Source organism: Bradyrhizobium sp. UFLA05-153 (assembly GCF_054185185.1).
Genome location: NZ_JBBIAM010000021.1, coordinates 63,695 through 90,642, shown reverse-complemented (window position 1 = coordinate 90,642; position 26,948 = coordinate 63,695). Strand labels below are relative to the sequence as shown.

Below are 26,948 nucleotides of genomic sequence, written 5' to 3'. Positions count from 1 at the left end.
ATCCAAATATCGAGTTTGGAGGCCAAGGGTGTTGATTTGAGTAGTCTCACCCCAAATCCGTTCAGATAGGCCTACTGGATGCTCCAAACACGACTTTCATCGCCTCCCTCGGCACCGGTCCAAGGAGCCGAAGCGCCTTCTCTGGACCAGAGTATTTCCGCGGCTATTGGCCTCCTTAGCCGGCAGTATCCCGTGATGATCATCACGTTGCTGGTTTGCCTCGGCCTGGCGGGAACATATCTGGTCATGGCGACAAAGCGCTACACGGGCACAGCCGTGTTGATGATCGATAGTCGCAAGATGCAGGGCCTGCAGACGCAGGCAAATTCTAGCCCAGACAGCCCCATCGATTCGGCAATGGTCGACAGCCAGGTCGAAGTTCTGAGGTCCGAGACAATCGCATCGGCGGTGATCCGGGATCTGCACCTTCTCGACTCGCCGGAGTTTATGCGCTCCGACGACGGGCTGTTGAGCGGGCTGTCGAGACTATTTTCCGGCTTCTTTCCAGAAGAAAAGCCATCGGATCTCGAACTGTTGCGAACGGCTATGGGGAAGGTCCAATCAGGGATCACGATCAAGCGCGTTGGGTTAAGCTACGTTATTGAGATCGCCTACCAGTCCACCTCTCCCGAATTGGCGGCCAGGATCGCCAACGCGATCGCGGAAAACTACATCACAGACTCCCTTGAATCGAAATACCAGGCCTCCCGCCGGGCTGCAGTCTGGCTTCAGGATCGCCTCAAGGAGCTTCGGGCTCAGGCCTCTACGGCTGAGCGTGCGGTGGTCGACTACAAGGCAAAGAATAATATCGTGGATGCGGGCGGACGCCTGCTGACAGAGCAACAGCTCGCCGAACTCAATAGCGCGCTGACCGAAGCCCGCGCAAAACGCGCAGAAGCCGAAGCGAAGCTGCAGCGCATTACGGCGATCTTGAATGCCGATGAGAGCGACTCTCAGGTCATTCTGAATGACTTGGCGACCGTCAATGATTCCATGGCCAATCCGGTCATTACAAAGCTGCGCCAAACCTATCTTGATTACTCCGCTAAATCCTCGGACTGGTCCAACCGATATGGCTCAACCCACCTTGCTGTGGTGAATCTGCGCAACCAGATGCGCGAGATCCGGCGTTCCATCCTGGATGAACTTCGCCGGACGGCTGAGGCCTATAAGAGCGATCTCGCGATCGCAAACGCTCGCGAGCAAGCGAGCCAAAAGAGTCTGAACGATACGATCGCCGTATCCAACGACACGAGCCAAGCCCAGATTGTCCTGCGGGAGCTGGAGAGCAACGCTCAAAGCGCTCGTGCGCTGTCAGACAATTTCCTACAGCTTTACATGGTGTCGGTGCAGCAGCAGTCGTTCCCGATCACCGAGGCGAGAGTCATTACGCAGGCCTCGGAACTGTCAGCGCCTAAGACGTCTCCAAAAACGCTTCTCGTTCTCGTAGCCGCCATCGTTGGAGGATGCGTCGTTGCCAGCATGGTCGCGCTCCTCCTGGAAATGCTGGACCGTGTCTTCAGGACCGTGCATCAGGTCGAGGGACTGCTACAAACGAATTGTCTCGCATCAATCCCGGTCGTTGATCTTAGCACAGACGAGGGCGCTAACCGCTCCCTGGGCCGTCTTAGAGGTTTGCTGCCCAGCAAGATTATTCGGTCGAATTCGCCGCAGTCACGTCAAGGCTCCGGAGGGAACAGGCCGGGCCAACCGATCGAATCCGGAACAACTCAATCGCCCCTCCCCGTCGACCGGAAGCTTGCGATGGGCAATAGTGTCGGACGCTTCGCTATCAACTCGCCTTTTTCGCGGTTCGCGGAAGCATTTCGTTCGATCAAGCTGGCGACCGATCTGAGCAATTATGGTACGCCGCACAAGGTGGTTGCGGTCACGTCGGCGCTTCCTAATGAAGGTAAGTCGACCGTGAGCGAAGCGATGGCTCAGACGACGGCCCAAAGCGGTCTCCGAACCCTTCTCATCGACGGCGACATTCGCAATCCGAGTCTGACCCATCGTCTTAGCCGAGCAGCAGCGGTTGGGCTGATCGACGTGGTCTTCGGCGAGACAGAACTCAAGGACGCGCTGTGGGTTGACCCGCAGACCAATCTGCACTTCCTTCCTTGCGTGATAACCTCGAGATTCTCAAACTCGAGCGATCTGCTCGCCTCCCCGCAGATGGAGAAGTTCTTTCAGCACGTTCGTGAGCGCTACGATCGGGTCATCCTGGACCTGAGCCCTCTGGCGCCCATCATCGATGTGCGGGCAACGGGCACGCTGGCCGATTCCTACATCCTGGTTATCGAGTGGGCGCGATCGAAAGTCGACATCGTCGAGCGTGTTCTAAGAGAGACACCCGTGGTGCGCGAGCGCCTAATGGGCGCGGTTCTCAATAAGGTGAATTTGGCCGCGATGAGCCGCTACGATACAAACAGTGGGGGCTACTACCGCAACCGCTACTACTCGCGATACGGGTACGTGGAATAGCGGACGGTGATAAATGCCTTGGGCAGATTGGTTCTCGTCCTAGTCGCCCTGCTTTCTGCGATCTGGGCCATCGTCTTTTTCCTGAATCCAACCCAGGAGGGACGGCTCGGAAACGTTGCGAACGCAGTTCTCTCAGGGGCCAGCTTCGACCGCAACCCTGTTTCCGAAGCTGCTTTATCCGCCGGCGAAAATCGGTCGATCTGCAATCCTCGCGAGGTTCGGGCAGCGGCCATCATCCGCCTTCGTCTCTACGAATTGGCGGTCGACTCGCCTGACGCTCGCCTCGCTTACGAGCGCTTGGGCGAGCTTCATTCGTCGGTGAGAACGGCACTGAGCTGCGTGCCGACCGATGGTCTCCTGTGGTTTATCGAGTATTGGAGCGCCATCAATGAGGGCGGCCAGATCAGCCAGCACATAGAGAAGTTACGCATGTCCTATCGGCTCGCGCCCTACGAAGGCTGGATCGCGCTTCGCAGCCCATATGCACTCGCGATCTACGACGTCCTTCCACCCGATTTGCAGGAAAGCGCCTGCAGGGAATTTGTGGCCATGGTCCGCACGGGCTTGATCAGGGACGCTGTCAAGGTGCTGAGGGGCGCCGGATGGAGGCATCACGATGTGCTCTTGGCCGGCCTTGCAACAGTAAGACTGGATTTTCGCCTTCAATTGGACCGCGCCTTGCGGGCCGAAGGTCTGATCGCCGAAATTCCAGGTGTGGAGCCCCGCGAGTTCAGGCCTTGGCGATACTAGTGACAAGGCAAGCGTGATCTGTGCCGGTCTCGGGCGTCGACAAAACTGGACCATTCCCCGCAACTCTTGTTGAGGCTGATGTCCAGCACGGACCAAGAAAGCGTTTGAGGAGGGCTCCAGCCGGTTGGGGCTGAGCCCGAACCATAGGCCTGCGAAGCCGCGGTCCTATCAATCGCGGCAACGTGCGGACGGGGGCTCCGCGCTTTCACGCGGATCGCCAGCCTCTATTGGCCGCAGATTGATCCGCGGCGCTGAGTTCGCTCGCACCTGCGCGATCGTACCCAGCGGCCGCGCGTAAGGTGCGATCTGCTCTTGTCAAGTTGGCGACGGCAGCAGGATTGCCTGCGCATCCGGCCAGCTCGCCACGTACATGGTACGTGGCGAGGAGTTCGCTATAGCCTTGAATTGATCCTGAGGATCTGTCCGTTGTTCGCGGTCACGACCGTATCGTTGGCGGTTGCGATGATGAGGCGAACGAACTGCAGGAATTTGGCCGTATCAACCGTCGCCGCATTGGCCGCGAACAAGACGTCCTTGTCCCGCATGACAAACTTGGTCGCGAGGAAGTAGGCGGCCGGATCCCTGAAATCCGCGTTGTAGACGATCGGCACCGTGGGCCCCACATACTTGGAGCAATCCACGCCGAGCCGCTCCGCGAGCTCCCGCGGCTCGCGGCGGTACACATAGACGCCGCTCGGCTCAGCTTGCAGGTCCAGCAGGCCGCCCGCCTTGGCCATGGCCTGCGCCATGTTGATCGTCCACATATCGAACGGGAACTGGCCCTGCTGGCCCGAGGCTCCGAAGGCCAGGAAGACCTGCGGCTCGCGGTAGACGTAAATCGTATCCCCCGGATGGGCCCAGACGTTATTGGCCGGCTGGTAGACAAGGGCACCAAACGGAACGGTCGCCCGCTTGCCTTTGCGCTCGAGCGTCACCCAGGTTTCCCAGCCCTGCCCCTTCGGGCCGCCGGCGCGGGAGATAACGTCCAGGATGCGCTCCCCGGCCGCATTGGCCGTCAAACGGGTGGGTGAATTGACCTCGCCCAGGACGCTGATCAGCGACGTATTCTGAGTGATCAGCGAGACCACGACCTGCGGTTCAATGGCTCGGTTGCCAATCGCCTTGACGATGTCCTGTTGGATCTCGCTGGGGGTCCGGCCATCGGCCTTGATCGCACCGGCATATGGAACCGTGATGAACCCTGCCGAATCGACGTTCTGATTGGGCAGCGAAACAAAGTTGCCGGGTCGGACGCCGGCCTCGGCCGGGATGAACAGACCGCCCGCCGCCGCTTCGAAGATCGAAACTGCTACGACGTCACCGATACCGAACTTGATGGAGGGCGGCGGCCGATTATCCGGGAACGAGCCGGCGATGGCCCCAGGGCCGTATTCCCTGACGATGTCGACGACTTGGGGGGTGAGCTTCACCAGCCCGTATTCCGGGCCGTTAACGGTATGTTCACTCTTGATGACGTGATCCTCAGGACCCGACATCGGCATGATCGAGCACCCTGCCGACAGCAGAGTTACCGCCAATACCCCCCCAAGCCAAATACCCCGCGCCACACCAGTCCCCTTCAATTTTGCCCCCGCAAACTCGACCGTTTCTCCAACAGAGTCAACGAACTCAGCCCCATCCAGCCGATGATAACCTGCCGTTGTTGCGAGACGGCTACAGCACCGATGTTATGTTGAGCAGAAGCCGCCTAATAGGCGTTGTTGCGGCGCACAAGTTCGAGGCAGGTGAGCAAGAGAATCTGGAGGTCCAGCCCCAGGCTCCAATTGTTGATGTACCAAAGGTCGCGATCGACCCGCCCCTTCATCTGCTCGACGCGCGCAGTCTCGCCCCGGTATCCCTTGACTTGGGCCCAGCCTGTAATACCGGGCTTGACGTGATGCCGAAACGCATAGTCCGACAACAATTGGCCGAAGTGACTGTCATGCGCGAGCGCGTGCGGCCGCGGACCAACCAAGGACATTTCTCCCCGCAGCACGTTCACCAGCTGTGGAATCTCATCGATACTCGTGCGACGGAGGATCCGTCCGACTTTGGTGACCCGCGGGTCGAAGCGCTGAGCCTGCACGACGGTCGCACCGTCTTCCATGACGGTCATTGTTCTGAACTTGAAGATCGAAAATTGCTTCGTGTTAAAGCCGTTGCGTCGCTGGCGGAACAGGACAGGCCCTGGTGAATCGAGCTTGATCGCGAGTGCGCTCAGCAGCATCAAGGGCACAAGCATGATCAGACCGATGGAAGCTCCAATGATGTCGAGCGCACGCTTTGACACCAGCTCCGTGCGCGTCAACGGCCCGCGCTGGATCTCGACCGAAAGCGAATTCTTCAGGTGATACGACGGATTCCCCGCGAACGAACGAATGCGACGGTCCGGCAACAATTGGACCGGGAGCGGCGAAGTCCTAAGGCCATCGCGCACGAGCTCGATCTTGCGGGTATCACTCCACGGGAACGCGAGCACGATCTCGTCAACAGCCCGGTCGCGCGCAACCGCAAGGGCTCGCTCAAGCGAGGACGATTCATCGGCCGTCATGGCGAATCCGCCATTGCTCTGGCCTGAAAAAGTAACGCGTTCCACCTCGCTGAGGCCATACTGCTCCAACAACTCTTCTGTCCCGAGCAAAGCCAGTTCCTCGCGCGTGCCCAGCAAGATCGCGCGCCGCCCCTGGACCTGCCCCTCCGCGACCATTACGGACACAAGTCGCTTCGCCATGCGACGGCAGATCACGAGCAGCACAAGCGCGAGACCGCCAAAACAGATGACGGATCCGCGGGAGAACGAGGCGCCGCTTTTCATCAGAAACGCAAGCAGCGCCAGCAACAGGCCGACCAACGACCATTGCGCGAAGGTCCGTCCGACATCCCTTCTTTTTTTCGCCAGCGCCTCGCGCAGATCATAAAACCCGGTCGAATGCCCGAGGAGAACGTAGAGCAGGGCGGCCACCGGACCGGCGCCGAGGACCGGCTCGACGTGATTGAGATCGCCGTACGCAACGATCTGGTACAGCCCTCCCCCGAATACACTGGCGAGCATGATCACCGCGGCGTCCACAGACGCCAGCACGTGCTGGAGCGCAAAGTATGGAATCTTGATGCGAGGCCCGAACCGCCTGGTGACGAACTGGAGGCCTGACTCCGCCTGACCTCCCGCCGCATGTTCAGCGGGGACGGTCGGAATTGGATTCTGAGGGATCAAAAAATCTCCTCCACAATGCGCCCAAGCCTTAAACAGAGAATCATCAAATATGCTGCATTGCAATAAAATTGTGTACTGCAATGAATAAACTTCTTATGATTGAATTCACTACTGCCAAACCATTGGGCAATTCGTCAAGGCTTGTTTGGCATTCCATTTGGGCGCAACTGCGACCCATGAAGAGCTTGAGTCTCCTTCCGCTGCTCGTGCTGTTGCTCGCAGGAGCTGCCCAGTCCGAGCCGGCAAACCGTCCGCTCCAAAGGTGCATCCCGGGCGCGAGCGCGGATCAGCAACGACTATGCGACCGACAGGCCTCCGAACAGCTAACCAGCGCCAGCCGTATCACTGCGCTGGACTGGGGATGGCAGCTCGTCCGCACCAAAAATCCGTCCGGAGGAGCCGACGCTGTCTCGGTCATGCATGTGGCAGATTCCTCGAAGTCAGACCTAAGCCTTGCTGGTCTGAACCTTCAATGTGGCCAAAAAGGCGTCGAAGTCATTCTGGTGACTCTGGAACGCAGGTCGCGTGCAGACCGTCCAAAGGTAGCACTGAGCACGACCAGCGGCCGAAGCGAATTTGAAGCAACTGTCGTCCAGGCCGGCGAAGCCCTGTTGCTGCCACAGTCTGCATCAGACCTCGCCGGCCATGATTGGCTGAACTCGCCCCAACTATCCGTTGAGATCGAAGCTAAGCCCGCGCCAATCCGCGGCGTCATACCCATTATGGGTCTCGCCGCAGCAATGAAAGCGCTAACCACGAACTGTGCCGTCCGTTAATCCTGCACGGCAGCGCAGGGAACGATTGACGGTTCCTTAGGAATTTGGGTGAAAAGGTGGTCGCCGGAGACACATTTATGATCCCGGCGGCCATATTCTTGTTTCTTGTTGGTGCAGTCCTCGCGTGGGCCTTTCGCGTCTGGATTCTGGTGCCGTTCTGCCTGCTCTCGATGATTGTTGCCGTCGCGATCGAGCTCAGTCTCGGGACGAGCATCGCGGCCGCCTTCGGCTATGGCCTTTTGGTTGGGTTCGCACCGCAGCTCGGTTACGCGTTTGGTCTTGTGGCGCAGGCCACGCTGCTCGCGCGATTTGCGCAGCCTGGATCTACGCGCAAGGCTTCCGTGGCGCTGCTCTACAAGAGGGCATCCCTCGATCAACGGCGATAGCGCTCGGTAGATCGGCGCCTCTGTAACATCGTGACTCACGGGAGTGGCCGGATTCTAGCGGCCCAATAGCGTTTGGCGACGAGCATTTCACATGCGATACTTGCCTTCAGATCAAGCCTTCTCTGGTCGGCAACCTCCCGCGCAAAGCATCCCTTGTCCATCGCCTCATACTTGCTGGTCGCGCTGTTGGCCACGGCTCCGGCAGCCGTCATCGCCAATGGCGGCTACGTGCAGTCTGCGATTCTCCCCCTGATCGCTCTCACGCTGGCATTTGCTGCCATGTCTGCGAGCTCGCCCGAGATCGCTTTGGCCAAGCAGACTCTGAAACGGTTCGCCCTGGCGATTCTTGTTCCGATCATCTGGATGATCGTGCAGATCATCCCCTCTCCCGTTTCCTCGCTTGCAAATCCCATCTGGTCGAGTGCGGCAATCGCATTGAACGCGCCCTCGCTGTCGGGGCACATCAGCATCGATCCCGGTGCCACATTGCACAGCCTGGTCTGGTATTTGGCCGTCTTCGCGGTGATCGTTTCGACCGTTCTTGTTTCCAAAGACCGACGTCGCGCCGAGTTGATCCTGCTGGTCTTAACGGTGGCCGCGACACTCGTGGCACTCGCCCCTATGCTGGAACGAGCCGACCAGCTGGCAGCGACAGGCGGCATGGTCGCGTTGACTGCCTTGCTCGCCGCCTTGGCCAACGGAGCCGTGATCGCCATGGCCGTGGAACGACATCTCAACCACGCTGAGGCGATCCTTTCTGTTTCAGCTCCGCGTCTGTTGCAGATGCTTCTCGGTGTTTGCGGCATTGCGGTTTCGGTTGCAGCGATCGTGGCTCTTGGGCAGAGGCACCTTCTCAGCCTGGCGGGGCTGGGATTTGCGCTGATGCTGTTTGTCGCAGTGGTGCGCCGACTGGGACTTCGTCCCTGGCCGGCGACGATTCTCGCGCTCATCCTGATCGCCGCGACCGGAGCCGGGCTCGCCCGGTCTGCCGCCTCGATGGACCTGTTGAGGCTCGCCGAATCCTCAACGGATGAATCGTTTTCCATTGCCCAGCGCGCCTTGTCGGGCTCCCCATGGGCCGGAAACGGCGTTGGCAGCTTCGCGGAGATGTCGCGCGTCTACCGGGATTTCGGCACCAGCGGGGTCGTCATGCTGCCATCGAGCGCTGTTGCCGTCGCGATTGAATGGGGACGGCCGGCACTGCTCGTTCTTGCCGCGCTTGCGCTTCAGCTCTTCTTCTTCAATTTGCGAGGCGCTGTCGGTCGGGGACGCGATTCCTTCTTCGCGTCGCTGGCTGCTGCCGGCGTGCTTTGCGCCCTGTGTGCAAGCTTTGTTGACTCGGGGCTGCTGGCACCCGTCGTCCAAATCATTCTCGCGGTCATGGTTGGACTCGGCATCTCGCAATGCGCGGGACGAACCAGCAGCGTCTAGGCCGGCACGGTCAGACCCGGCTGGTCGCAATGGTCGCCCAAAGCTTGGAATTCGGCATTTGCATCCGGACCCAGCGATAGGGAACGCGCGACCACGGCTTGATGACCTGCGTCATGTTGTCCAGCACCAGATCTCCGCTCTTCGTGCGAACCACCAAGATGAGATGATGCTCGCCTGAATTGACAACCACCTCGCTCAAGAGCAAGGCGCGTGCTGGCCAGCCGCGCGCCAGCAACTCATGTCGTTTGCTCACCGCATAGTCGTTGCAATCGCCGCGGCTGGGGTTGATCAGCCATTGCTCGCCAGCGAGGCCAAGGTCGTTGCGCTCCGGCATGATCTCCCGGTTCACCATCAGATTGACTTCCTTCAGGTCAGCCGATCGTTCCTCGGTCAGCCGAACCGGTCCGCCCCGAAACAGCGGCCGCGCCCGGCACTCGCCCCGGTAGCGGAGGCAGAATTGCGTATAAGCCATCGGCGGCAACGTCGGCGTCTCCAGCTTGATATGCTGGATTGCCGACTGGAGCCCCATCGGCATTCCCAGCAGGCCCGCATGCGCCGGCTGAAACCAACTGACGACCGCAGCGATTGCCCCCGCGGCCATGATCGAGACGTTACGCATTGGTTGCTCCCCACGACTTTATCGGCTAGGAGACTACCGGTAACAGCTTGAAATTCTGCACTATTTCGACCCATCAAATAGAATCAAAAGTCGCATGGGCGTTTTTCGTTCCGTTTACCATGAGCTATCAATGATTCGGGGCTACGATTGCAAAGCGCCATGGAAGCCCTTCGGTAAATGCTAAGATCGTCGCGATCAAAATCCAAGCTGCGTAAGCCGAAGCTTCCGGACGGACTTCGCATCTACGCGATCAGCGACGTCCACGGATGCGCCGATCTTCTTCAGCAGATGTTTACCGTGATCGACCGCGACCTCACCACGATCGGCTCGCGGCGGGCGATTCATGTCTTTCTCGGCGACTACATTGACCGCGGGCCGGACTCCAACCGGACGATCGAGCTCCTGATCGAACGCGGCCTGAAGCACGAATCTGTGTTCTTGAGGGGCAACCACGAGGCGTTTCTGCTCGATGTCCTGGAGGACCCCGCCCGCCTGAATGAGTGGCGGCAATTTGGCGGGCTCCAAACGCTAACATCCTATGGACTGAGACCTTCGCTTAACCCTGATCCGGGCGAGCAGGCGGACCTGATTCAACAACTGGCACAGGCCATTCCGCCGCATCAAATGAAGTTCTTGCAAGGACTCCGGCCCCGCTTCGTGTGCGGCGACTTCTTTTTCGTTCACGCCGGCGTGCGACCGGGTGTGCCGCTGGCAAAGCAGGAAGAAAACGACTTGCTATGGATCCGCGAGGAGTTTCTCCTGAGTGATGACAATTTCGGCAAATATATCGTGCATGGCCATACGCCGGTCCATCAGCCGGATATCCGCTCCAACCGAGCCAACATCGATACGGGCGCCTATGCGACGGGCAATTTGACACTGTTGACCATTCAGCACGATAACCTGCTTGCGCTTTGACGCCAGCAGCATGACCATCGCTGTTCGCCAGAGAATTGAATGACCTCGTCGAACACCATTCGCGCCGCTCTGACTGGCCTTGCCCTGTTCATCGGCGCCTACGGACTCGCATTGCCCCTTGCCGGGATGATTGCCTCCGAACGTCCCAATTTTCCCCGCGATCCGCAACAAGCGTTGACACCCTCTTCGGCGATGCCAAGTTGGGCCAGCCTCATCGCACCCTTTGATTCCCGTGTCCTGAGCAGTCAGGCGCTCAACCTGGCTTTTCAGGCGATCCAGCATGGCCAATCCACTGGCGGTAAAAGCGACCTCGCCCGATCACAGCTCACGAACGCTCTTTCCAGGATCCCGTACGACGCCGAACTGTGGCTTGCCCTGGCTTTGCTCGAGGCGCAACGCGATCCCAGCGGCCCGGCGACCGTCGAAGCGCTCCGGATGGCCTACTTCACAGCCCCAAACGAGGCCGAGCTGATGCCGGTGCGGCTGGACACGGCGACGCGGTTCGATGCACTTGCAGACCCCGATCTAAGGGAATTGGTGCAAGGCGACGTGCGCCTGATGCTGACGCGTCAACCGGATCAGAAGGCCGCGGTCGTATCGGCCTATCGCCGCGCCTCCAACCGAGGCAAAGCGTTCTTGGAAGAGGCGATTCAGACGATCGCCCCCACATTTTTGACGACGCTACGTCGCTAGCTGGCCATTCACCCGGTTCGGCAGGCGCGGGGATAGCACCACTGCTTCCGGGAGAACGTATTGCTCGTCCCGATTGGAACGTCTAAGATTGGAACACCTTGGGGAGCACAGCCATGCGATCATCTCTCGCCGTTCTCGCGCTCGCGTCGAGCCTCACCGTCGCGTCCGCGGCGCCATCATTTGCCGCCGACTATGCCGTGCCCCCAATCACACGGCACGCTGCAACCGTGCCGTTTATTGACCGCGGACCCAATCCCTATTGCGGCCCGCGGTGCGGTTGCCCGATCGTAGCGCGCGTCCGACACCGGTCGCTCGGGCAGGCTTACTCCTATGCCTTCGATCCGCGCACGAGAGACGAGCCGCAGTATTATTACGGTCCGGTTCGCACCTACGTCCGCTACGCCAATCCGGCCTATCCGGAGCAAGTCCTATCTTACTAGAAATCCCGGAAATCGGCCGCGGCACAGCCTCTGGATGCCGCAAATCTCGCGCATTCGATTAAGCGACGTTAATGGCGATCACCTAGCCTCACGGCTAGAGGACAAAGCCGTGATCGCAATTCAAGCTCTTTCCTACGCGTTCGTCGTGGGTAGGGCGTCTACTTCCGCCAATTATATCGTATTGGATCATTCTTTGCGGCAATGGATCGACGAATTCTAACCGCTGCAACCCCGCCGTCGGCGGGGCATTTGGTTCAGGTATTCGCTCGGAGGCTCACGATGGAATTCCAGAAGCTTGCGACCGTCTCGGCCGACCCTCCCCACATTGACGCGACAATCGGCTGATTTCCCGGTTCACCCGAGAATACTTGAACTAACGCGTGGCCCAGGGCTAGCGGAACTTCGTGCGCAGCACGGGCTTAGTCCGTGTGCACGAAATCTGCCGAGGGCGGCGCCAATGGCGCGCAACAAGAGTACGCGTTGGACCGAAGATCAGGAAGCGGAACTGCTCAAGCTCAATGCAGCCGGAGAGCCACCGCGGTTGATCGGTGCCAAATTGCAGCGCTCAGAACGATCCGTTTCCCTACGCTTGGCCCAGCTCAAAAAATCGCCTCACCAAAAGGGACCCCGTCATCGCTTCGCCTCCTGAAATCAGGAGAGACCGCCGATACCCGCTGGATGAAGGCGCCATCGTCACCATTGAATGCGAAGAAGGTGTCGACGCAGCTGAGCATCATAGGAGTGCACTGGTGGTGCAACCCGCCTATCGATGCCGAGTTGCTGCTGTGCCTGAACTCCGGAAACCGGCTCAGCATCGCCGCCTTCAAGGACTTGCAGCGCGCAATCGAGGAGCAGAGCCCCTTTGAGCCCGCGCTGGCCGTTCTGGATCTCCCTGCAGATCCTGGTGGTGCTTGTCCAGCGCCTCGCGCTGCAGGAATTCGTCGTTGCCGTTATCGATGGTCACCGCGGCCCACCAGCACACCCTCGACCGGCGCACGCGAGACACACAACTACTCTGCGCCGGCGCGGATTCTTTGCGGATACCGAATCCGAGGTACTCTGAAGGTGTCCTTGAGTACTGACCAGCCTCGATCGATACTACCGTAGCTAAGCATTAGCCAGCCGAACGGCAGCTCGCGGCGAGGTCCGGCGGGACCATAAGCTGTTTGGCTAGCTTGAGTATCAATGCACAGCTTTCGGGTGCGGCTGCTCGAGCGCACTGTGACGGCGACTTGGTCTTGAGCTAGACGCGCACGTTAGCCTCACTGAGTTTGAGGCAAAGCAAATGTTGGCAGTTCAATTCGTATTGTGCGTGTTGGTCATTGCCGCGGCAATAGTCTTCGCTGACTATCTGTTTCTAAGACACCTCCTGGCCCGGTGGACCGACGAAACGTAAGTTGGGGCGACTAACGACCTGGTCTATCCACCCCTATATCGGGAAACCGGCTCAGCATCGCCGCCCTCAAAAACTTGAAATGCGCAATCGAGGAGCCGAGCTCCTTGAGCCGGCGCTGGCCGTTCTGGATTTCCTTGTCGAACAGATCCTGGTGGTGCTTGTCCAGCGCCTCGCGCTCGAGGTACTCGTCATCGCCATTGCCGAACGTCACCGCGGCGCGCGCCAGCACGTCCTCGACGCGGCGGTTCAGACCCTCCTGCTCGCGCTCGGCCGCCTGCAAGGCGTTCTCGATGGCGTCCATGATGGCCTCGATGCGGGTCCGGTCAGTCTCGGCGTCCCGCTCGGGTGAACGTGCCCGGAAGACCTGCTCGCCGCCCAGGCGATCCTTCAGGAAACTGTGGGTCCGAGCCCGCAAGAACAGCTGGAACATGCGTGCATTTCCGGTTTGAAGCGCCAGACCAGAAAATGGGTCCGGCATGGTTAATAAAGGCTAAAGCTTTCGCCCTACTCTGCCCGGCTTTGCGCCATCCAGGCCTTCCAGGCGCCTTCGTGCTTGGCGTAGAGCTCCAGCCAGCGCCCTTCGCCGTCGGCCACCCACAGGCCACTTCCATCATAAGGGGCCTGCCTGCCCTCGCGATGGAGGGCCGCCTGGCCGTCCAGCTGCTCGAATTCGAACGTCTCCTCATGCGTCAGGCCGATCAACACGCGTCGCCCCACCTCATCAACGAAATATCGGCGTGGGGCGTTATTCCTCAGGCTAATCACCGCGCATCCCCGTTGCGATCCAAGGACCGGTCAACGCGCCCAGACGTTGACCATAGGCCCTGACAAAAAGGGGCGCACCCACCAGGGGCGCGACCAGAGCAATCAGCCAGATCATCAGGTAAGACCTCAGTCAACGCAACACGAACGGCAATCATTTGCTTGCAGAATCCGTGCGCAGCCTAGCTACCGAGTGCCAACCGAACAACGGCCAGCACGATTTAACCTAACCAGATATGGTTACCCCCGATGGTCACTACCTTTGCCTGTCGCTCGCCCGGAAGCGGATGGCACCGAACGGCCCAGCCTGCGCACGCCGCTGTCGTGCTGTCGCGATCGGCGCACATCGCTCCCGCTTCAGTTGTAGTCTCTCAAACCGCTCGTCGCGCTCGGGCGAGCTGCGCAGCCGACCGCGAGCTGGAGGGACCATAGGCGGCGTAGAGCCGGTAGCGCTCATGGCGCTTGTAAGACCGCCTCGCGCGCGTTGCATATCCAAGACCGAAACCAGCGAAGAAGATCAGGAGCAGGATCAGGACGGGCGCCATCGTAATCTTTCCATTTGCGGAACGTTTCGATCTCCCCGGATGCCCTGTTCATTTGCGCCATTCTCATCGACCAGATGTGACGACATCATGATGGACGGCGCTGAATTTCTTGCCATGCCCGAGATTTTTTGGGCGGCATTCTGCTAGCGAAGTGAACTTCGATTGTCATCAACCAAGGAACCAGAAGAACAATTTCACCAACAACAGCGTGATGAAGTAGACCCAGCCTGCCATCGCAATCAGCGTCACGCTGAAAAATGCGCCTTCGAATGCCCGCTCTCTGATCTTTGTAAGCGGCAACGCCGTTAGAGCTCTCTGCAGCATGCCGATATTCGCGTTGTTGATCGCGCACAGACATAGCAGAACGAATTCGTCGATCTCGTGACGCAAGGGATGCAACGTGATTTCCGGAGATGCCAGCAATGCGCGGTTCCTGCGCAATTAGATTTGATGTGCAATCTGACTTGTCGCGGGAACGAATTCGATGCGAAGCGGTTTATCGCGCTCTCGTCGGACGCAAGGCGACGAGAGAACTCATGCGCGCGTCTCGCGGCGCAATCTGGACAAACTCGGGGCGTCTCGCCGTCCGGACCAGACCTGCCGCGGAAGACGAAGAGCCCTTTGTCTGTTGACACGACATCGCCCGGTCGAAGCGTATCGTCGTTGAGCACGCGCTGGGTCGCGATTTTTTTCGGGCGGATCGGGCGGGGTCGCCGCCCGCAGCGGCGCCTGCAGCTTCCAGTCCAATCGCGCCTGATCCGCGTGCTTTCGCGCCTCAAGGATACGGCGCTTCCAATCCTCACGGGACATCAGGCTGTCCGGCGATGGAGCACTCTCGGCGTTCGCCGCATCCGCCGATGTGGATGCGCCCGGCGTTGATGCTTCCGCCGACGCGGACTCATCGCACGCGAAACCCTCTCCACCGCCGGCGAGCGTCGCCAGCACGAGTATGATCACGCCACATTGAGTTCGTCTTTGCACCATCGATCGCCGCCCGCGGCCCGGAACATCTGGCCAATTTGGCCGGTAATTCATTCAGCGTCATCACGCAGCCGGAATGCTCTCGAACCGATGAAGGCGAAGATTAAGGCTGATGGCCAGGACCGATTTGACCACCCCTGCCCGTGCGCACTATCAATGTCCCGATCTAGACCGACGGTTCTTCCCCCTGCCAAGCCGCGGAGACGACATGACCAACCGACCGACTGTCCTCGTTACGGGAGGCGCCGGCTACATCGGCTCGCACGCTTGTCGCGCGCTGGCTGCGGCCGGCTATCAGCCCCTCGTCTACGACAATCTCGCCACAGGCCATCGCAGCTTCGTAGCTGGCTCGCTTGTGACCGGCGATCTGCTCGACGAGGCGACGCTCGCGCGCGTCTTCACCGATCACGAGGTTCGCGCGGTGATCCATTTTGCGGCCGCGAGCCTCGTTGGCGAGTCCGTCGCCGATCCGCAGAAGTACTACATCAACAATGTGCAGGGCACGCTGTCGCTGCTGAAGGCCATGCGCAATGCCGGCTGCCATCGCATCGTGTTCTCCTCCACCGGTGCGGTCTACGGCAATGCCGATAGCAAGGCGCTGCCGGAGAGTTTCGCCTGCGCACCGATCAATCCCTACGGCGCATCGAAATGGATGATCGAGCGCATGCTCGCCGACTATCGCGCAGCTTATGGCTTCGGCGCGTTCTGCCTGCGCTATTTCAATGCCAGCGGCGCTGATCTTGCCGGCGGCATCGGCGAGCTACGCGACAACGAGACGCATCTGATCCCGCGCGCCATGATGGCGCTACAGGGACATGTCGGCGACTTCGCCGTCTTCGGCGACGACTACGACACACCCGACGGCACCGCAATCCGCGACTATATCCACGTCACCGATCTTGCGGCCGCGCATGTCGCCGCGCTGAAACTGCTGCTCGAAGGACATGCCGGCGGCAGCTTCAATCTCGGCACCGGCACAGGCTTCTCGGTGCGGGAGATCCTCTCCGCGATCAAGCAGGAGACCGGGCGCGAAGTGCCACACGTGATCAAGCCGCGACGACCGGGCGATCCGACCTATCTGGTCGCCGATCCCTCCGCCGCGCGCAAGGTGCTGAATTTCGTGCCGTCTCATTCCGATCTGCCCACAATCATTCGTACCGCCTGGGCGTGGCACCAGACGGCTCATCCGTTGAAGCAGACGTGAAACGGTGCGGCGACTGATCCGCCGAGCCAGAACGAGCATCCGTGAGAGCGCAGCATCGCTCTCCGCGGATATCAGCGCACGCGGATCAGCCTCGGCTAGCGAAACTCCCGTGTTTGTACGGTGCCACGCGCACTGATTTCGTCGCGGTAAGGTTGAGCAGTTAGCTTAATCCGCGGTCTTTGTTGCGAGTTTTCGCCAATCGCTTATCCCTCTTACGCACCGGGCTCCCCCAAGGCCCGGCCCCACCCAAGCAAAGCCGTCGAGCGAACATGGGTCGCTTGGCGGCTTTGTCGTTGTGTTAAGAGGATCGTTGTCGTCATGCCGCGCAAGCCATGGTCGTTCAAGGAAGACCGCCGGTTAATGGAGCTAGCCAAGTCTTCAGTGTCATTGGAAGAGGCCGCCAAGCAGCTGGGCCGGTCGCCTGATGCGATCAAGCGCATGGCATTGCGGCTTGGTCTGTCGCTTAAGCGGAAGAGCGACAAGAAGAGTTAGGCCGGAAACGGCAAACTCTCTGGCAAGACAATTGACCAGCTGGCATGAACGCGAGAGCTAGAGAACCATCTACCCTCGCCGCAGCCATGGCCAGCACGCCCACATGGGTCTGTTCGGCAAACTCACCGGAGAGCATGAGCGCGCGCAGCTCGCCCGGGAACGCCAAGCTGACGGAGACGCCCGGCTCCTGGAGCAGGTCACGCAGTTGGCGATCCGTTCGGCCGTCTTCGCCGGCTAGCCAACATCAAGACCTCATCAGGAAAAAGGATCGCGAGGCGATCCGCGCTCAGGCGGCGAGTAGGGCTAGTCCCCTGCAAGATACCTGAATTTGCCGCGGTTTACTGTGGCGACGCTTGGACTCATGAACGCGCAGCTGCCCCTCGCCTGTGGTAAAGACTCGGTCCAGATACTCATTCCCCACGGTCGGCGATTGTGATCCACAGCTGAGGCTGGCTCGGCATCTGAATTCGAACCCAGCGATAGGGCACACGCACCCACGGCTTGATCACCGGCGTCAGATTGTCGAGCACCAGATCGCCTCCGCGGGTGCGCACGACGAGAATGAGGTGATGCTTTCCCCAACCGGTCACGACCTCACTCAGCAGCAACGCGCCTGAGGGCCAGCCTCGATTGAGCAGTTCGTGGCGCTTGGTTACTGCGTAATCATTGCAATCCCCATGATCCGGATTGATTAACCAGGCTTCGACGCCCGAGCCTAATTCCGCGCTGTCCGGAATAATGCTGTGATTCACGGTTTGATTGATCTGTTTGAGAAGGGTCCAGCGTTCCGAATTCAGCCGAACCAAACCTCCGCGAAAGAGCGGCGGTGAACGACATTCGTCCGCATAGCGCAGACAAAACATCGTGTAGGCCATCGGCGGCAGCGTTGGCGTCTCGAACCGGATGTGCCGCAAGGTTGCCCCCTGTGGTTCCATCGGCATGTCCAGCCCGCCCGCGTTGACGGGCACAAGCCCGGCGATTATCCCCGCAATCGCGAGCGGAACCTTTGCAAAAAAGGGCGCATGCTATTACTCCCCACCATGATTGGAATACCTGCGCCGCGCCGAGCTCCCATTTCAAAACGCTCAAGTTGTGCTCCTTGCTACACACAACCATAAGCAATTTGAAATTGCATATGTCATGGCAACACTTTTAACGGCAATCGGTTCCTGAAGGGGCTTTATGCCGATTGCAGATGTGATGATGGTGTGATCATACTGTCGCCCGAACATGACCCTTCGCGCCATCTCGCGCTCCCCGCGGGAACTCCGGCGCTAACGGGGCCAAGCGGACGTAGATAAAGCGACAGAAACATAGTCTTGGTCGGGGTCACGGCCGCCAGGTTTGTAGATTCACAGCCTAGCTAGATCCAGGACCCGGCGCATGGAAGGTCCGGTCGCGGATCTCGACCGAGGCCTCGCGCGCAGCGAGTTCAAGCCGTATTTCCAGCCGATCTTCGCGCTGCTGCGCACGGGCTGGATCATCGGCTGCGAGATCCTGGCGCGCTAGCTTCGCGAGGACGGCTCGGTGGTACCGCCCATGAATTTCATTTCGCTTTGCCGAATCCAGCGGGCGCATCCAGGGCATGGCCTGGCAGATCCTGCGTAGCCCGCTTGCCGACATGCAGCCGCCCCTGGAGGCGGAGAAAGACTTCAAGCTGTCGCTCAACGTCGTGCCAAAGCACCTCCTGAGCGCGGGCTTCGTCGAGATGTTGCGCAGCACCGTGCTGGCGGCGAAGGTTTCGGCGCGGCAGCCATCGACGACGTCGGCGTCGGCCACAGTGGCCTGTCGCGGCTGAAGGCCATCACGGTGGATGCGTCGACCACGACGATCGTGGAGATGCTGGTCGAACTCGCGCGCGACCTGCACATGACGGTAGTTGCAAGGCATCGAGACCGAGGAGCAGGTCCGCGCGCTGATCTCCTGCGGTGTCGAGGAAGGTCAGGGCTACCTGGTCGCCGCGCCATTGCCGTTCGCCAAATTTATCGAACTGCTCAACGCGCGTCGGTCGATCTCTGTCGATTCAGCAGCAGTGCTGGTCGCCTGAACCAACTTTGATTGAGCCCCGTTCTTCACCGGCACATATCTGCGTAAGCGGTAGTCCAATCGTCGCGGCGAAAAGGACGCTCCAAGGAGAACTATTGCCGGTCCTCATATCGCTCACAACGAGGATCGCCGCGTTTCACCAGTGCAAACTCGCTCAGTGGCGGAAAACACTGCTGAAGTGAGTATTGATCGCCGTACGGAGGTGGCGAGCGGAAGCAAATCTTCACGCCGACCGGCACCTCATACTGCTTGCCTCCAACCGTATAGGTACATGGATCATTATTTTTGGGCTGCTGCGCCTTTTCTTGCGCGCGAGCTGCAACGGGAAAGAGGAGCACGGACAAAGCAATGGCGAACACGCGCATAGGGAACTCCTCGAGTTTTTTTACCCTTCGCTGGCCCACCATTGCATTGTATGGCCACAACTGCGGACTTCGCAACGCAGAAAGCATTCGACGGGGATAACGTAGCAAGCATGTTCATGTTCGCTAACGTTCTTGGCCATTTTTGGCGTTTGTGCCGTCTGGCCGGCGTTAAAGATTGCAGCCAAGAAAACGAGTCGCGAATTGCTCATGAGACGAGCAAGTCCAGTGCGCACGCCTAGCGTGGTCACAAGGACGTGTGCCTCACAGACCCGGACATTAACGATGTCCTTAATTTCCTCTGAGGCAAGGCCATCGCTGCTCTATGATCGCCCCATGACCCGGAACAAGCTCATTGCCGCAACGGGCATTTGCGTCGCGCTGATCATCTACGCCACGCTTGCCGCGCTGACGGGGCGGCCGGTGCTGATCGGTCATGCCGAAGCCTATTGGGTCGTCGTGATCGAACGCTTCAGCGCCTATGGCGTTTTGGGTTTCCTGCTGGCCTTCCTGCTGCCCGGGCGCTTCGCCCAGGCCTGCCTGCTGGTGATCGGCGTCGCCATTTCGCTCGAACTCCTGCAAGCGCTGCGGCCCGACCGGGATGCGGCATTCTTCGACGTTATTCAGAAAGCGGCCGGCGGCGTCGTCGGGGTCAGCATTGCGCAAACCGTTTTGGCGTTCTTGCCCCGGCCGCGCTCCTGATTCAGCACTCTGCGTCTGGCAAAGGCGACGTTGGCAGCAGACTTGGTCCGATAGCAGACTTGGTCCGATAACAGACTTGCCGAATGACGCCTTGCCCGCCTATTGTCCCGCGGACAATCGAGGAGTGACGTCGCCCATGATCAGAATTGTAATTGCGCTTGTGGCCGCTTCGCTGCTTGCCGGTGGAAGCGCGTGGGCTCAGACCACCTCTCCGAACGGCATCCGCAGTGGATATGGTGCTCCGGCGGGTTCGTCCACGTCGACGACGTCCGCGACGTCAACTTCGACGACGTCGTCGGGCACGCGCAATGTGGGAACCAGCCAGGGCCGCACCGAGGGCGCGATGGGCCTCACCCCACAACTCCAGAAAGAGCTTGGAATTCGTCGCCAACAATAGGCAGGATTGCTAGCCGCCGGCAGCAGATTTACGCCTGATCCGAAGGCATCCTGTCCGCTTGACGCGGCGTCGACCATGTCATCCTTTGGGATGGGTTTCGACTGCGGAGGACACCTCAAGCCACCCCGCGCTTGTCGCCCTCGTCTCGCGTCAGAAGCTCGGCCATCTGCCGATGGGTATCGCGCAAGGCCTCGATCGCACCGTCGAGATCGAAATCCGACTCGCGAATGCTGGCGAAGAACCTGGCCGTCAGCGCGAGATTAAGCTTCACGCGCGTCGCACCGTCGCTGCTCTTGCGACGGTGAAGCGACAGATGTCGCACCGTGAGCCTGGCTTCCGCCGCGCTGCAATTGCAGAGCGTCGCGAGTTCATCATACGTCATCCAGATCTGGGGCATGTTCCACCGCCTTGCGAGGCCCGGAAGCTAGACCGGAAATGTAAAGGCGAGGTTGCCGCGCGGTTTCCTCAATGCACCGCCGCGTAGAGGATCTTGTCCTGCGTGGCCTCCGCCGCATTGAACTCGGCGACGATGCGCCCGGTGCGGGCGACCAGGATGCGGTCCGAGACCGCGAGCACCTCCGGCAGGTACGAGGAGATCACGACCACCGCCTTGCCCTCGTCGGCAAGCCGTCTGATCTCGGAATGGATATGCGGGATGGTGCCGACATCGACACCGCGCGTCGGCTCGTCGAAGATGATGATCGAGGGATCCTGCACCAGCGTCTTGGCCAGCACCACCTTCTGCTGGTTGCCGCCGGACAGCTCGATGATCTTTGCCTTGCGCTGCAGCGCGCTGATCTTGAGACGCTCGACCCAATAGTTGGCAAGCTTGCCGCGCCTTGCGCGCGACAAGAGGAAGCTGAAGCCCTTCTTGGTGGCAAGCTTGCCGAGATAGACGTTGTCGTCGACCACCATAGTCTCGAAGAAACCGTTGGCCTTGCGATCCTCGGTAATGTAGGCGATGCCGTCGTTGATCGCCTGCCGCGGCACGCGGTAGCGGATCGGCTTTCCGCGCAGGCGAATGGTACCGCCATTGATCAGATTTCGCTTGAGCGCGCCGTAGATGACTTTTGCGATCTCGGTGCGGCCCGAACCGATCAGGCCGGCGATACCGACCACCTCGCCGGCATAGACGGAGAACGACATGTTCTTGACCGCCATGCCCATGGTGACGTTCTCGACCGTCAGCACCTTTTCGCGGCGCTGGTGGGTCTTCTCCTTGCGGCCATAGACGGCCTGCGCCACCTCGCGGCCGACCATGTGCTGCACCAGGCTGTCGCGCGTGAGCTGTTTTGCCGGCGCGGTGATCACCAGCCTGCCGTCGCGCAGCACCGTGATGCGGTCCGCGATCTGGAGCGATTCTTCCAGCGCGTGCGAGATGTAGATGATCGAGACGCCGCGGGCGCGCAGATCGCGCACCAGATGAAAGAAGTGCACGATCTCTTCCGGCGTGAGGGATGCGGTCGGCTCGTCGAAGATGATGATCCGTGCCTTGTTGTAGATCGCGCGCGCGATCTCGACCATCTGCTTCTTGGCGGTGCCGAGCATCGCCACGGGCGTTGCGGGATCGACGTGGAAGTTGAGCGATTGCAGGAGTTGCTGGGCCTGGATGTTCAGCGTGCGGAAGCGCGTCAGGAGCTTTTCGTTGCCGAGTTCGATGTTCTGCGCCGCCGTCATGGTCGGCACCAGGCTCGTCTCCTGATAGACCATGCAGATGCCGGCGTTTAGCGCATCGCGCGGCTGCTCGAAATTGGCGGGCTTGCCGTCGAGCCGGAACTCGCCCGAGGTGAGCCCAATCGCACCAGCAATCGCCTTGCACAGCGTCGATTTGCCGGCGCCGTTCTCGCCGACCAGCGCATGCACTTCCCCGGGATAGAGGTTGAAGTTGACGCCTTCGATGGCGTGCACGCCGCCATAAATCTTGCTGCCGCCGATGATCTCGAGCACGGGCTCGGCCGCGCCGTTGGGGAGATTTGCGCCGTCGCTCATCTGAGCTCTCCCGAATGGAGCAGAAGACAGCCGGTGCCGCGTGCGGCGATCACCACGCCCTGGCGTACCTTGCAGGCGGCCGTGACGCCGTGGAAGCGGCCGCCAGCGCGGCTGTGCAGGCTGTCAGCCGCTTCGCCCTCGGCGTCGAGATGCACGAGCAATCCGTAGGAGCGCGGCGGCGCCCATGGTTTCTGGATGCCGAGCGCCTTGACGCCGCCGATCTGCATCGGCTCCAGGCAGTCGGCGCCGCCGGTAAGGGCCGGCGCGATCCAGTAGTTCTCCGGCATCGTGCGCATCATCTCCTCGCGGAAATCGTCCTCCTTCAGCACGAACTCGATGAGATGCGTGCGCCGCGCGAACAGGCCAAGGAAGAAGCCCCGATTGCCGTCAGGATGCAGTCTTGCAGGATAGCCCGGCAGATTGCCGGCGATGACCTCGCGCTGCCCAAGGCCATTGGCGGTCAGCGGGAAGCGGCTGAGACGATGGGCCCAGCTTTCGGTCAGCCACAGGCTGCCACCATCCGCCGAGACTGTGACGCCGTAGGGATACGGCAGATCGCGCAACAGTACGGACGCGTTCGCGAGGTCCGGTCCGCAGACGATCAGCCGGCCATTGCTCCGCTTCTCCATCAGATCGCGTCGCCACTGATCCGGCGTGCGGCCGGTCGAGCCCTCGACCGCGAAGATGCGCCCGTCCGGCGCCGCCGTGACCGACAGCAGACCTGACAGACCGCGGCCGTCGACGGTCTCCAGCCAGCGCGCGCTGGGGTTGGCCGGATCGATCGCGGCGAGGCCACGCCCGGCGACGCAAACCAGCAGCCGCCCGTCCGGGTGGATCGCGAGCCCACCCGCCTCGCCCTCGAACTCGGCAACCAGCGTCCGTGTCGATAGATCATCGCCCGAGAGCTTCAGGACCCGCTTGCCAGCAGATACATAGATCGCGCCGTCCGCGGCCGCGACGACGTCGTTGACGCCGGGCAAGGGTTCGCCGATCACCGTGCAGCCATCGAGCCGGTCGTTCGGGCTGAGCGCGCCGTCGAGCGGCGGGATCGCGTTCTGGCCGCCATCGCGATCGATGACGCTGCGGATGTCACGCAGGAGATGATCGAAGAACCCCATCGCCCTACCTCGCCACCCTGCTCTTGTCGCCCCAATAGGCGTCATAGCCGGTCCAGCTCTCGTCGACGCCATCGAGCTTGATGCGGCCGATGCGGTTGTTCTCGAGCCCCCCGAGATAGAGATAGCCCTTGTGCTCGCGCATCGAGGTCAGCGTCGAATGCGAGATGCCGGTCGGATCCCACCAGGATTCCAGCGCCTCACCCTGCTCGTTGAACTTCAGCACGCAGCCATGGTTCAGCGCCGGCGCGAGCCACTCGTCGGCAGGGACCTGCTTGACCATGCGCAGCCGGAAGCCAGGCTTGCGCACGGAGAGATCGAAGGTCGGCGTCCGGATACCGACCAGCGCCAGCCAGTAGGTGCCGTCGGAGGCGCGATTGACGTTGTCGGGGTTGCCCGGCAGCTCGTCGATCAGGACTTCGGTCTTGCCCTTCTTCGGTCCTTCGATCCAGTAACGGAAGACCTTGCAGAGCGAGGTGCTCGCGATCAGCACAGACTTGCCGTCATGGGAGACGCAAACGCCATTCGGGAAATAGAAGTGGTTGATGATCGTGCGCGTCGTCCTGGTCGCGGGATCGTAGCAGACCACGCGGCCGTTGGGCCGTGCTTCGAGGATGTCGAGCGTGTTGGTCGTCATCTCGTAGCGCGTGGTGCAGTCGCTGAAATAGATCTTGCCGTCGGGCGCGATGTCGAGATCATCGGCCATGCGCAGGCGGGAGTCGTCGTTGAGCTTGTACCAGGTGCGGTTGGTCTCGTCGGTGACCTTGAACACGCGCTGGTCTGGCGCGATGCCGTAGACGCCCATGCCTGCCACCGCGACGATCAGATTTTCGTCGCGGTCGAACTGCATGCCGAGCGGCCGGCCGCCGATATGGGCGAACACCTCGCGCGTCTCGAAATTCTCACCCGAGAAGCGGATCACATTGCCGTCGCGGGTCGAGCCGTAGACCCGGCCCTGGCGGTCTAGGATGACGTCTTCCGGCCCCTCGACCTGGTCGAGCCCGATCGCCTGCGCACGGATCAGCCGATCGTTCTGGGCATAGGGCGAGGCCGCGCCCGGCTGCACCGAGGGCGCCGGCGCCAACGCCACATAGGCTGGGTTCACGTAGATCTTCTGGATCGCCTTGCCGCGATTCTTCGACCATTTGACATCGATGCCGACGGCGGCGAGCAGGATCATGCCCGTCACCGCCGAGGTGACGTAGCCGGGGATGCCCATCCGCACGAGGCCGTTGATCAGGAGGAAGATGATCAACGCCCCGATCATCGCTCGCCACACCGTGCCCTTGCCGCCGGCGAGCGAGATGCCGCCGAGCACGACCGCGGTCAGAGCCTGGAATTCCCAGCCAACGCCGGTCGTGGAATCCGTGCTGGCCTGCCGTGCGGCATAAAAGATGCCGCTCGCCGCGCACAGCGCGCCCGACAGCACGTAGGTCAGGAACAGCATCAGCCGGACGCGGATGCCGGCGTGCCGCGCGGCCTTGCGGCTCGCGCCGATCGCCGTCAGGCGCCAGCCATAGCGCGAGCGCGACAGGAAGATGTGACAGACGAGCAGCACGACGAATAGCGTCGCCGCATTGACGGGAATGCCGAGCACGCTGCCGGTGCCGATGAAATCCCAGGCATCGCTGTCCACCGAATTGGTCGCGAACACCTGCGCGTAGCCGGTGTTGAGCAAATTGACCGAGGCGCGCAGGATGATCAGCGTCACCAGCGTGGTCAGGAACGGCCGCGTCTTCAGAAAGCCGATCAGGAAACCGTTGATGCTGCCGAGCGCGGCGCCGACCAGAAGCGTCGCCACAACGACGAGGCCGACCGGCCATTCCATCACCAAGAGGAAGAACAGCGCGGCGAAATTGCAGAGGGCGAAGATCGCGCCGACCGACAGGTCGATGCCGCCGCTGATCAGGCAAAATCCCATCGCGAGCGCCACGAAGCCGAACTCGGCGAACAGCCGGAGCAGCGACAACGTGTTCTGCACCGATGCGTAATCCGGGATCGTGAGCGCGAAATAGAGCCACAGGCCGATCATCACCGTGAACGGCACGACCGGCTCGAACCATTGCTTCAGCAAGAGTTCGGACAGCAGCAGGCGGGGTGAGAACCGCCGCGCCGACATTGTAAGGGACTCTGCAAACGCTTCGATCGTCGACATGATCCTGGCACTCCCAAGCAGCCGGCGTGCAGCAGTGCACGCCGGCCAACGTTCAGATCAGCTCTTCTTGGGAAGTGCGAAGCAGTTAGCGCCGGAAGCATTGGTCTTATCGAGCCAGACCGGCCGCGTGTAGAACTCGAGGTTGCGCGTTCCGGGCTTATCGCCGAGCATCAGCAGCGTCTCGGCGGCGAACATCAGGTCGTGGCCCTGCTCTGTCGCCTTGTAGCTAAGGAATTTGTAGAAATTGCCGGAGTTGACCTGATCGCAGTCGAGCGAGGAGCCCTCGCCGGAGGCGAACACCTTGACGTCGTCGATCTTGCCGGCATTGCGGATCGCTTGCGCGGCTCCGGATTCCATGATGCCCCAGAAGCCGATTGAGGCGCAGAGGTCCGGATGCTGCTGGATCACCGTGGCGGTGATGTTCAGCGCGGTGTTGGCGTCCCAGTTTGCGGCCTGGTTCGAGACCACCTTGATGTTGGTATCCTTGTTCAGGACCTCCATGATGCCGCCGACCTGGTCGACGCTGGCCGCCGCCGTCAGCTCACCCTGCACGATCTGCACCTTGCCGGACTTGCCGGACCCGGTGCCGCAGGCCTTGACCACTTCGGTCGCAAGCATCTTGCCGATCTCGCGCCAGTCGGCACCGACGAAGGCACCGGACTTGTAGTTCGAGGACATGTTGATCTGGATGACATGCGTGCCCTGGCTCTCGGCGCGCTTCAGATCCTTCATCAGCAGCGTGACGCTCGGGTTCTGCACGATAAGCACGTCGGGCTTCTGGTCGACCAGCGCGGTCAGGGCCTGCTGCATCGCCGACGGGTTGTTGTTGGGATCGCGGACGATGAACTTCATGCCGCGCCACTCGGCTTCTTCCTGCACAACCCGGCCCCATTCATCGGAGAGGGGAACGCCGAGTGCGATCGGCAGGTATGCAACCGTCTTCCCTTGCAGCGACTTGTCGTAGGACGCGCGAAGCTCACGCGCGGTTTTGGTGCCACCCTCCTCCTGTGCAGCTGCCAGCATCGGCAGCGCAACAAGGGCCGCACCTGCCGCCGCGATCGTCCAGAACTTCCTATTCATGGAATCCTCCT

Annotated in this window: 28 protein-coding genes; 15 read left to right on the top strand and 13 right to left on the bottom strand. The window is 60.9% G+C overall.

The features are described from left to right. Window positions 1–78 precede the first annotated feature (78 nt). The gene (locus Q2941_RS15355) at window positions 79–2,484 is read left to right on the top strand and encodes a polysaccharide biosynthesis tyrosine autokinase (protein ID WP_458192980.1); all 2,406 of its coding nucleotides are present in this window, start codon (window positions 79–81) and stop codon (window positions 2,482–2,484) included. An 18-nt stretch (window positions 2,485–2,502) separates the two neighbouring features. After that, complete coding sequence (locus Q2941_RS15350; RefSeq protein ID WP_458192979.1) at window positions 2,503–3,234, top strand: hypothetical protein; 732 nt, start codon at window positions 2,503–2,505, stop codon at window positions 3,232–3,234. 392 nt (window positions 3,235–3,626) lie between these two features. On the opposite strand, the gene Q2941_RS15345 is transcribed toward Q2941_RS15350, so the two are convergent. Together Q2941_RS15345 and Q2941_RS15340 are read right to left on the bottom strand one after the other, a co-directional pair. Then, window positions 3,627–4,736 (bottom strand): polysaccharide biosynthesis/export family protein, encoded by a 1,110-nt coding sequence (locus Q2941_RS15345; protein ID WP_458192978.1) that lies wholly within the window; start codon window positions 4,734–4,736, stop codon window positions 3,627–3,629. Window positions 4,737–4,942: 206 nt separating this feature from the next. Beyond that, window positions 4,943–6,529 carry an undecaprenyl-phosphate glucose phosphotransferase gene (locus Q2941_RS15340; protein WP_458192977.1) on the bottom strand — a complete coding sequence of 529 codons (1,587 nt, stop codon included), beginning with the start codon at window positions 6,527–6,529 and terminating at the stop codon, window positions 4,943–4,945. On the opposite strand from Q2941_RS15340, the gene Q2941_RS15335 reads away from it, so the two are divergent. The 3 genes from Q2941_RS15335 (at window position 6,529) to Q2941_RS15325 (ending at window position 9,041) form a co-directional block, all read left to right on the top strand. Then, window positions 6,529–7,224 carry a hypothetical protein gene (locus Q2941_RS15335; protein WP_458192976.1) on the top strand — a complete coding sequence of 232 codons (696 nt, stop codon included), beginning with the start codon at window positions 6,529–6,531 and terminating at the stop codon, window positions 7,222–7,224. The two genes, Q2941_RS15340 and Q2941_RS15335, sit on opposite strands and share 1 nt — an antisense overlap. A gap of 77 nt (window positions 7,225–7,301) precedes the next feature. Continuing rightward, window positions 7,302–7,610, top strand: a complete 309-nt coding sequence (locus tag Q2941_RS15330) for a hypothetical protein (protein WP_254108122.1) — start codon at window positions 7,302–7,304, stop codon at window positions 7,608–7,610. 171 nt (window positions 7,611–7,781) lie between these two features. Next, entirely contained in the window at window positions 7,782–9,041 is a 1,260-nt protein-coding gene (locus Q2941_RS15325; RefSeq protein WP_458192975.1) for a hypothetical protein, read from the top strand. A 10-nt stretch (window positions 9,042–9,051) separates the two neighbouring features. Here Q2941_RS15325 and Q2941_RS15320 read toward each other — a convergent pair whose 3' ends face one another. Further along, window positions 9,052–9,660 (bottom strand): transglutaminase-like cysteine peptidase, encoded by a 609-nt coding sequence (locus Q2941_RS15320; RefSeq protein ID WP_458192974.1) that lies wholly within the window; start codon window positions 9,658–9,660, stop codon window positions 9,052–9,054. A gap of 177 nt (window positions 9,661–9,837) precedes the next feature. Here Q2941_RS15320 and Q2941_RS15315 point away from each other — a divergent pair, with 177 nt between their 5' ends. The 3 genes from Q2941_RS15315 to Q2941_RS15305 all read left to right on the top strand — a co-directional run bounded on the left by Q2941_RS15315 (window position 9,838) and on the right by Q2941_RS15305 (window position 11,711). Continuing rightward, entirely contained in the window at window positions 9,838–10,578 is a 741-nt protein-coding gene (locus tag Q2941_RS15315; RefSeq protein ID WP_458192973.1) for a metallophosphoesterase family protein, read from the top strand. A gap of 39 nt (window positions 10,579–10,617) precedes the next feature. Beyond that, complete coding sequence (locus Q2941_RS15310) at window positions 10,618–11,271, top strand: hypothetical protein (protein ID WP_458192972.1); 654 nt, start codon at window positions 10,618–10,620, stop codon at window positions 11,269–11,271. Window positions 11,272–11,384: 113 nt separating this feature from the next. Then, a complete protein-coding gene (locus Q2941_RS15305) occupies window positions 11,385–11,711 on the top strand; it encodes a hypothetical protein (protein WP_458192971.1) in 327 nt (108 codons plus the stop codon). A 1,406-nt stretch (window positions 11,712–13,117) separates the two neighbouring features. Here the strand turns inward: Q2941_RS15305 and Q2941_RS15300 are convergent. The 3 genes from Q2941_RS15300 to Q2941_RS15290 all read right to left on the bottom strand — a co-directional run bounded on the left by Q2941_RS15300 (window position 13,118) and on the right by Q2941_RS15290 (window position 14,837). After that, a complete protein-coding gene (locus Q2941_RS15300) occupies window positions 13,118–13,537 on the bottom strand; it encodes a hypothetical protein (protein ID WP_458192970.1) in 420 nt (139 codons plus the stop codon). Between the two features lie 74 nt (window positions 13,538–13,611). Beyond that, window positions 13,612–13,809, bottom strand: coding sequence for a hypothetical protein (locus Q2941_RS15295; RefSeq protein WP_458192969.1), 198 nt, complete (start codon window positions 13,807–13,809; stop codon window positions 13,612–13,614). 773 nt (window positions 13,810–14,582) lie between these two features. Then, window positions 14,583–14,837 (bottom strand): hypothetical protein, encoded by a 255-nt coding sequence (locus tag Q2941_RS15290; RefSeq protein WP_458192968.1) that lies wholly within the window; start codon window positions 14,835–14,837, stop codon window positions 14,583–14,585. Between the two features lie 766 nt (window positions 14,838–15,603). Here Q2941_RS15290 and galE point away from each other — a divergent pair. The 3 genes from galE (at window position 15,604) to Q2941_RS15275 (ending at window position 17,329) form a co-directional block, all read left to right on the top strand. Further along, window positions 15,604–16,599, top strand: a complete 996-nt coding sequence (galE, locus tag Q2941_RS15285) for a UDP-glucose 4-epimerase GalE (protein WP_458192967.1) — start codon at window positions 15,604–15,606, stop codon at window positions 16,597–16,599. Between the two features lie 318 nt (window positions 16,600–16,917). Beyond that, window positions 16,918–17,091, top strand: coding sequence for a hypothetical protein (locus Q2941_RS15280; protein ID WP_458192966.1), 174 nt, complete (start codon window positions 16,918–16,920; stop codon window positions 17,089–17,091). Window positions 17,092–17,194: 103 nt separating this feature from the next. Next, window positions 17,195–17,329 carry a hypothetical protein gene (locus Q2941_RS15275; RefSeq protein ID WP_458192965.1) on the top strand — a complete coding sequence of 45 codons (135 nt, stop codon included), beginning with the start codon at window positions 17,195–17,197 and terminating at the stop codon, window positions 17,327–17,329. A 172-nt stretch (window positions 17,330–17,501) separates the two neighbouring features. On the opposite strand, the gene Q2941_RS15270 is transcribed toward Q2941_RS15275, so the two are convergent. Further along, a complete protein-coding gene (locus tag Q2941_RS15270) occupies window positions 17,502–18,032 on the bottom strand; it encodes a transglutaminase-like cysteine peptidase (RefSeq protein WP_458192964.1) in 531 nt (176 codons plus the stop codon). Between the two features lie 442 nt (window positions 18,033–18,474). Here Q2941_RS15270 and Q2941_RS15265 point away from each other — a divergent pair, with 442 nt between their 5' ends. The 3 genes from Q2941_RS15265 to Q2941_RS15255 all read left to right on the top strand — a co-directional run bounded on the left by Q2941_RS15265 (window position 18,475) and on the right by Q2941_RS15255 (window position 19,138). Continuing rightward, entirely contained in the window at window positions 18,475–18,600 is a 126-nt protein-coding gene (locus tag Q2941_RS15265; RefSeq protein ID WP_458192963.1) for a hypothetical protein, read from the top strand. A 76-nt stretch (window positions 18,601–18,676) separates the two neighbouring features. Continuing rightward, window positions 18,677–18,889, top strand: coding sequence for a hypothetical protein (locus Q2941_RS15260; RefSeq protein ID WP_458192962.1), 213 nt, complete (start codon window positions 18,677–18,679; stop codon window positions 18,887–18,889). A gap of 81 nt (window positions 18,890–18,970) precedes the next feature. Further along, window positions 18,971–19,138, top strand: coding sequence for a hypothetical protein (locus Q2941_RS15255; protein ID WP_458192961.1), 168 nt, complete (start codon window positions 18,971–18,973; stop codon window positions 19,136–19,138). Window positions 19,139–19,229: 91 nt separating this feature from the next. Here the strand turns inward: Q2941_RS15255 and Q2941_RS15250 are convergent, their stop codons facing one another. Continuing rightward, window positions 19,230–19,502 (bottom strand): hypothetical protein, encoded by a 273-nt coding sequence (locus Q2941_RS15250; RefSeq protein WP_458192960.1) that lies wholly within the window; start codon window positions 19,500–19,502, stop codon window positions 19,230–19,232. Between the two features lie 333 nt (window positions 19,503–19,835). Between Q2941_RS15250 and Q2941_RS15245 the strand changes: the two genes are divergently transcribed. After that, the gene (locus Q2941_RS15245; RefSeq protein ID WP_458192959.1) at window positions 19,836–20,201 is read left to right on the top strand and encodes a VanZ family protein; all 366 of its coding nucleotides are present in this window, start codon (window positions 19,836–19,838) and stop codon (window positions 20,199–20,201) included. Window positions 20,202–20,713: 512 nt separating this feature from the next. Here the strand turns inward: Q2941_RS15245 and Q2941_RS15240 are convergent. The 5 genes from Q2941_RS15240 to Q2941_RS15220 form a co-directional block, all read right to left on the bottom strand. Continuing rightward, complete coding sequence (locus tag Q2941_RS15240) at window positions 20,714–20,995, bottom strand: hypothetical protein (RefSeq protein ID WP_458192958.1); 282 nt, start codon at window positions 20,993–20,995, stop codon at window positions 20,714–20,716. Window positions 20,996–21,063: 68 nt separating this feature from the next. Then, complete coding sequence (locus tag Q2941_RS15235; RefSeq protein ID WP_458192957.1) at window positions 21,064–22,587, bottom strand: sugar ABC transporter ATP-binding protein; 1,524 nt, start codon at window positions 22,585–22,587, stop codon at window positions 21,064–21,066. After that, window positions 22,584–23,705 carry an SMP-30/gluconolactonase/LRE family protein gene (locus Q2941_RS15230; RefSeq protein ID WP_458192956.1) on the bottom strand — a complete coding sequence of 374 codons (1,122 nt, stop codon included), beginning with the start codon at window positions 23,703–23,705 and terminating at the stop codon, window positions 22,584–22,586. The genes Q2941_RS15235 and Q2941_RS15230 overlap by 4 nt, the downstream gene beginning before the upstream one ends. 4 nt (window positions 23,706–23,709) lie before the next feature. Beyond that, window positions 23,710–25,857: an ABC transporter permease gene (locus tag Q2941_RS15225; protein WP_458192955.1), complete on the bottom strand. Its 2,148-nt coding sequence runs from the start codon at window positions 25,855–25,857 to the stop codon at window positions 23,710–23,712. Window positions 25,858–25,914: 57 nt separating this feature from the next. Next, a complete protein-coding gene (locus Q2941_RS15220; RefSeq protein WP_027524893.1) occupies window positions 25,915–26,937 on the bottom strand; it encodes a sugar ABC transporter substrate-binding protein in 1,023 nt (340 codons plus the stop codon). Window positions 26,938–26,948 lie beyond the last annotated feature (11 nt).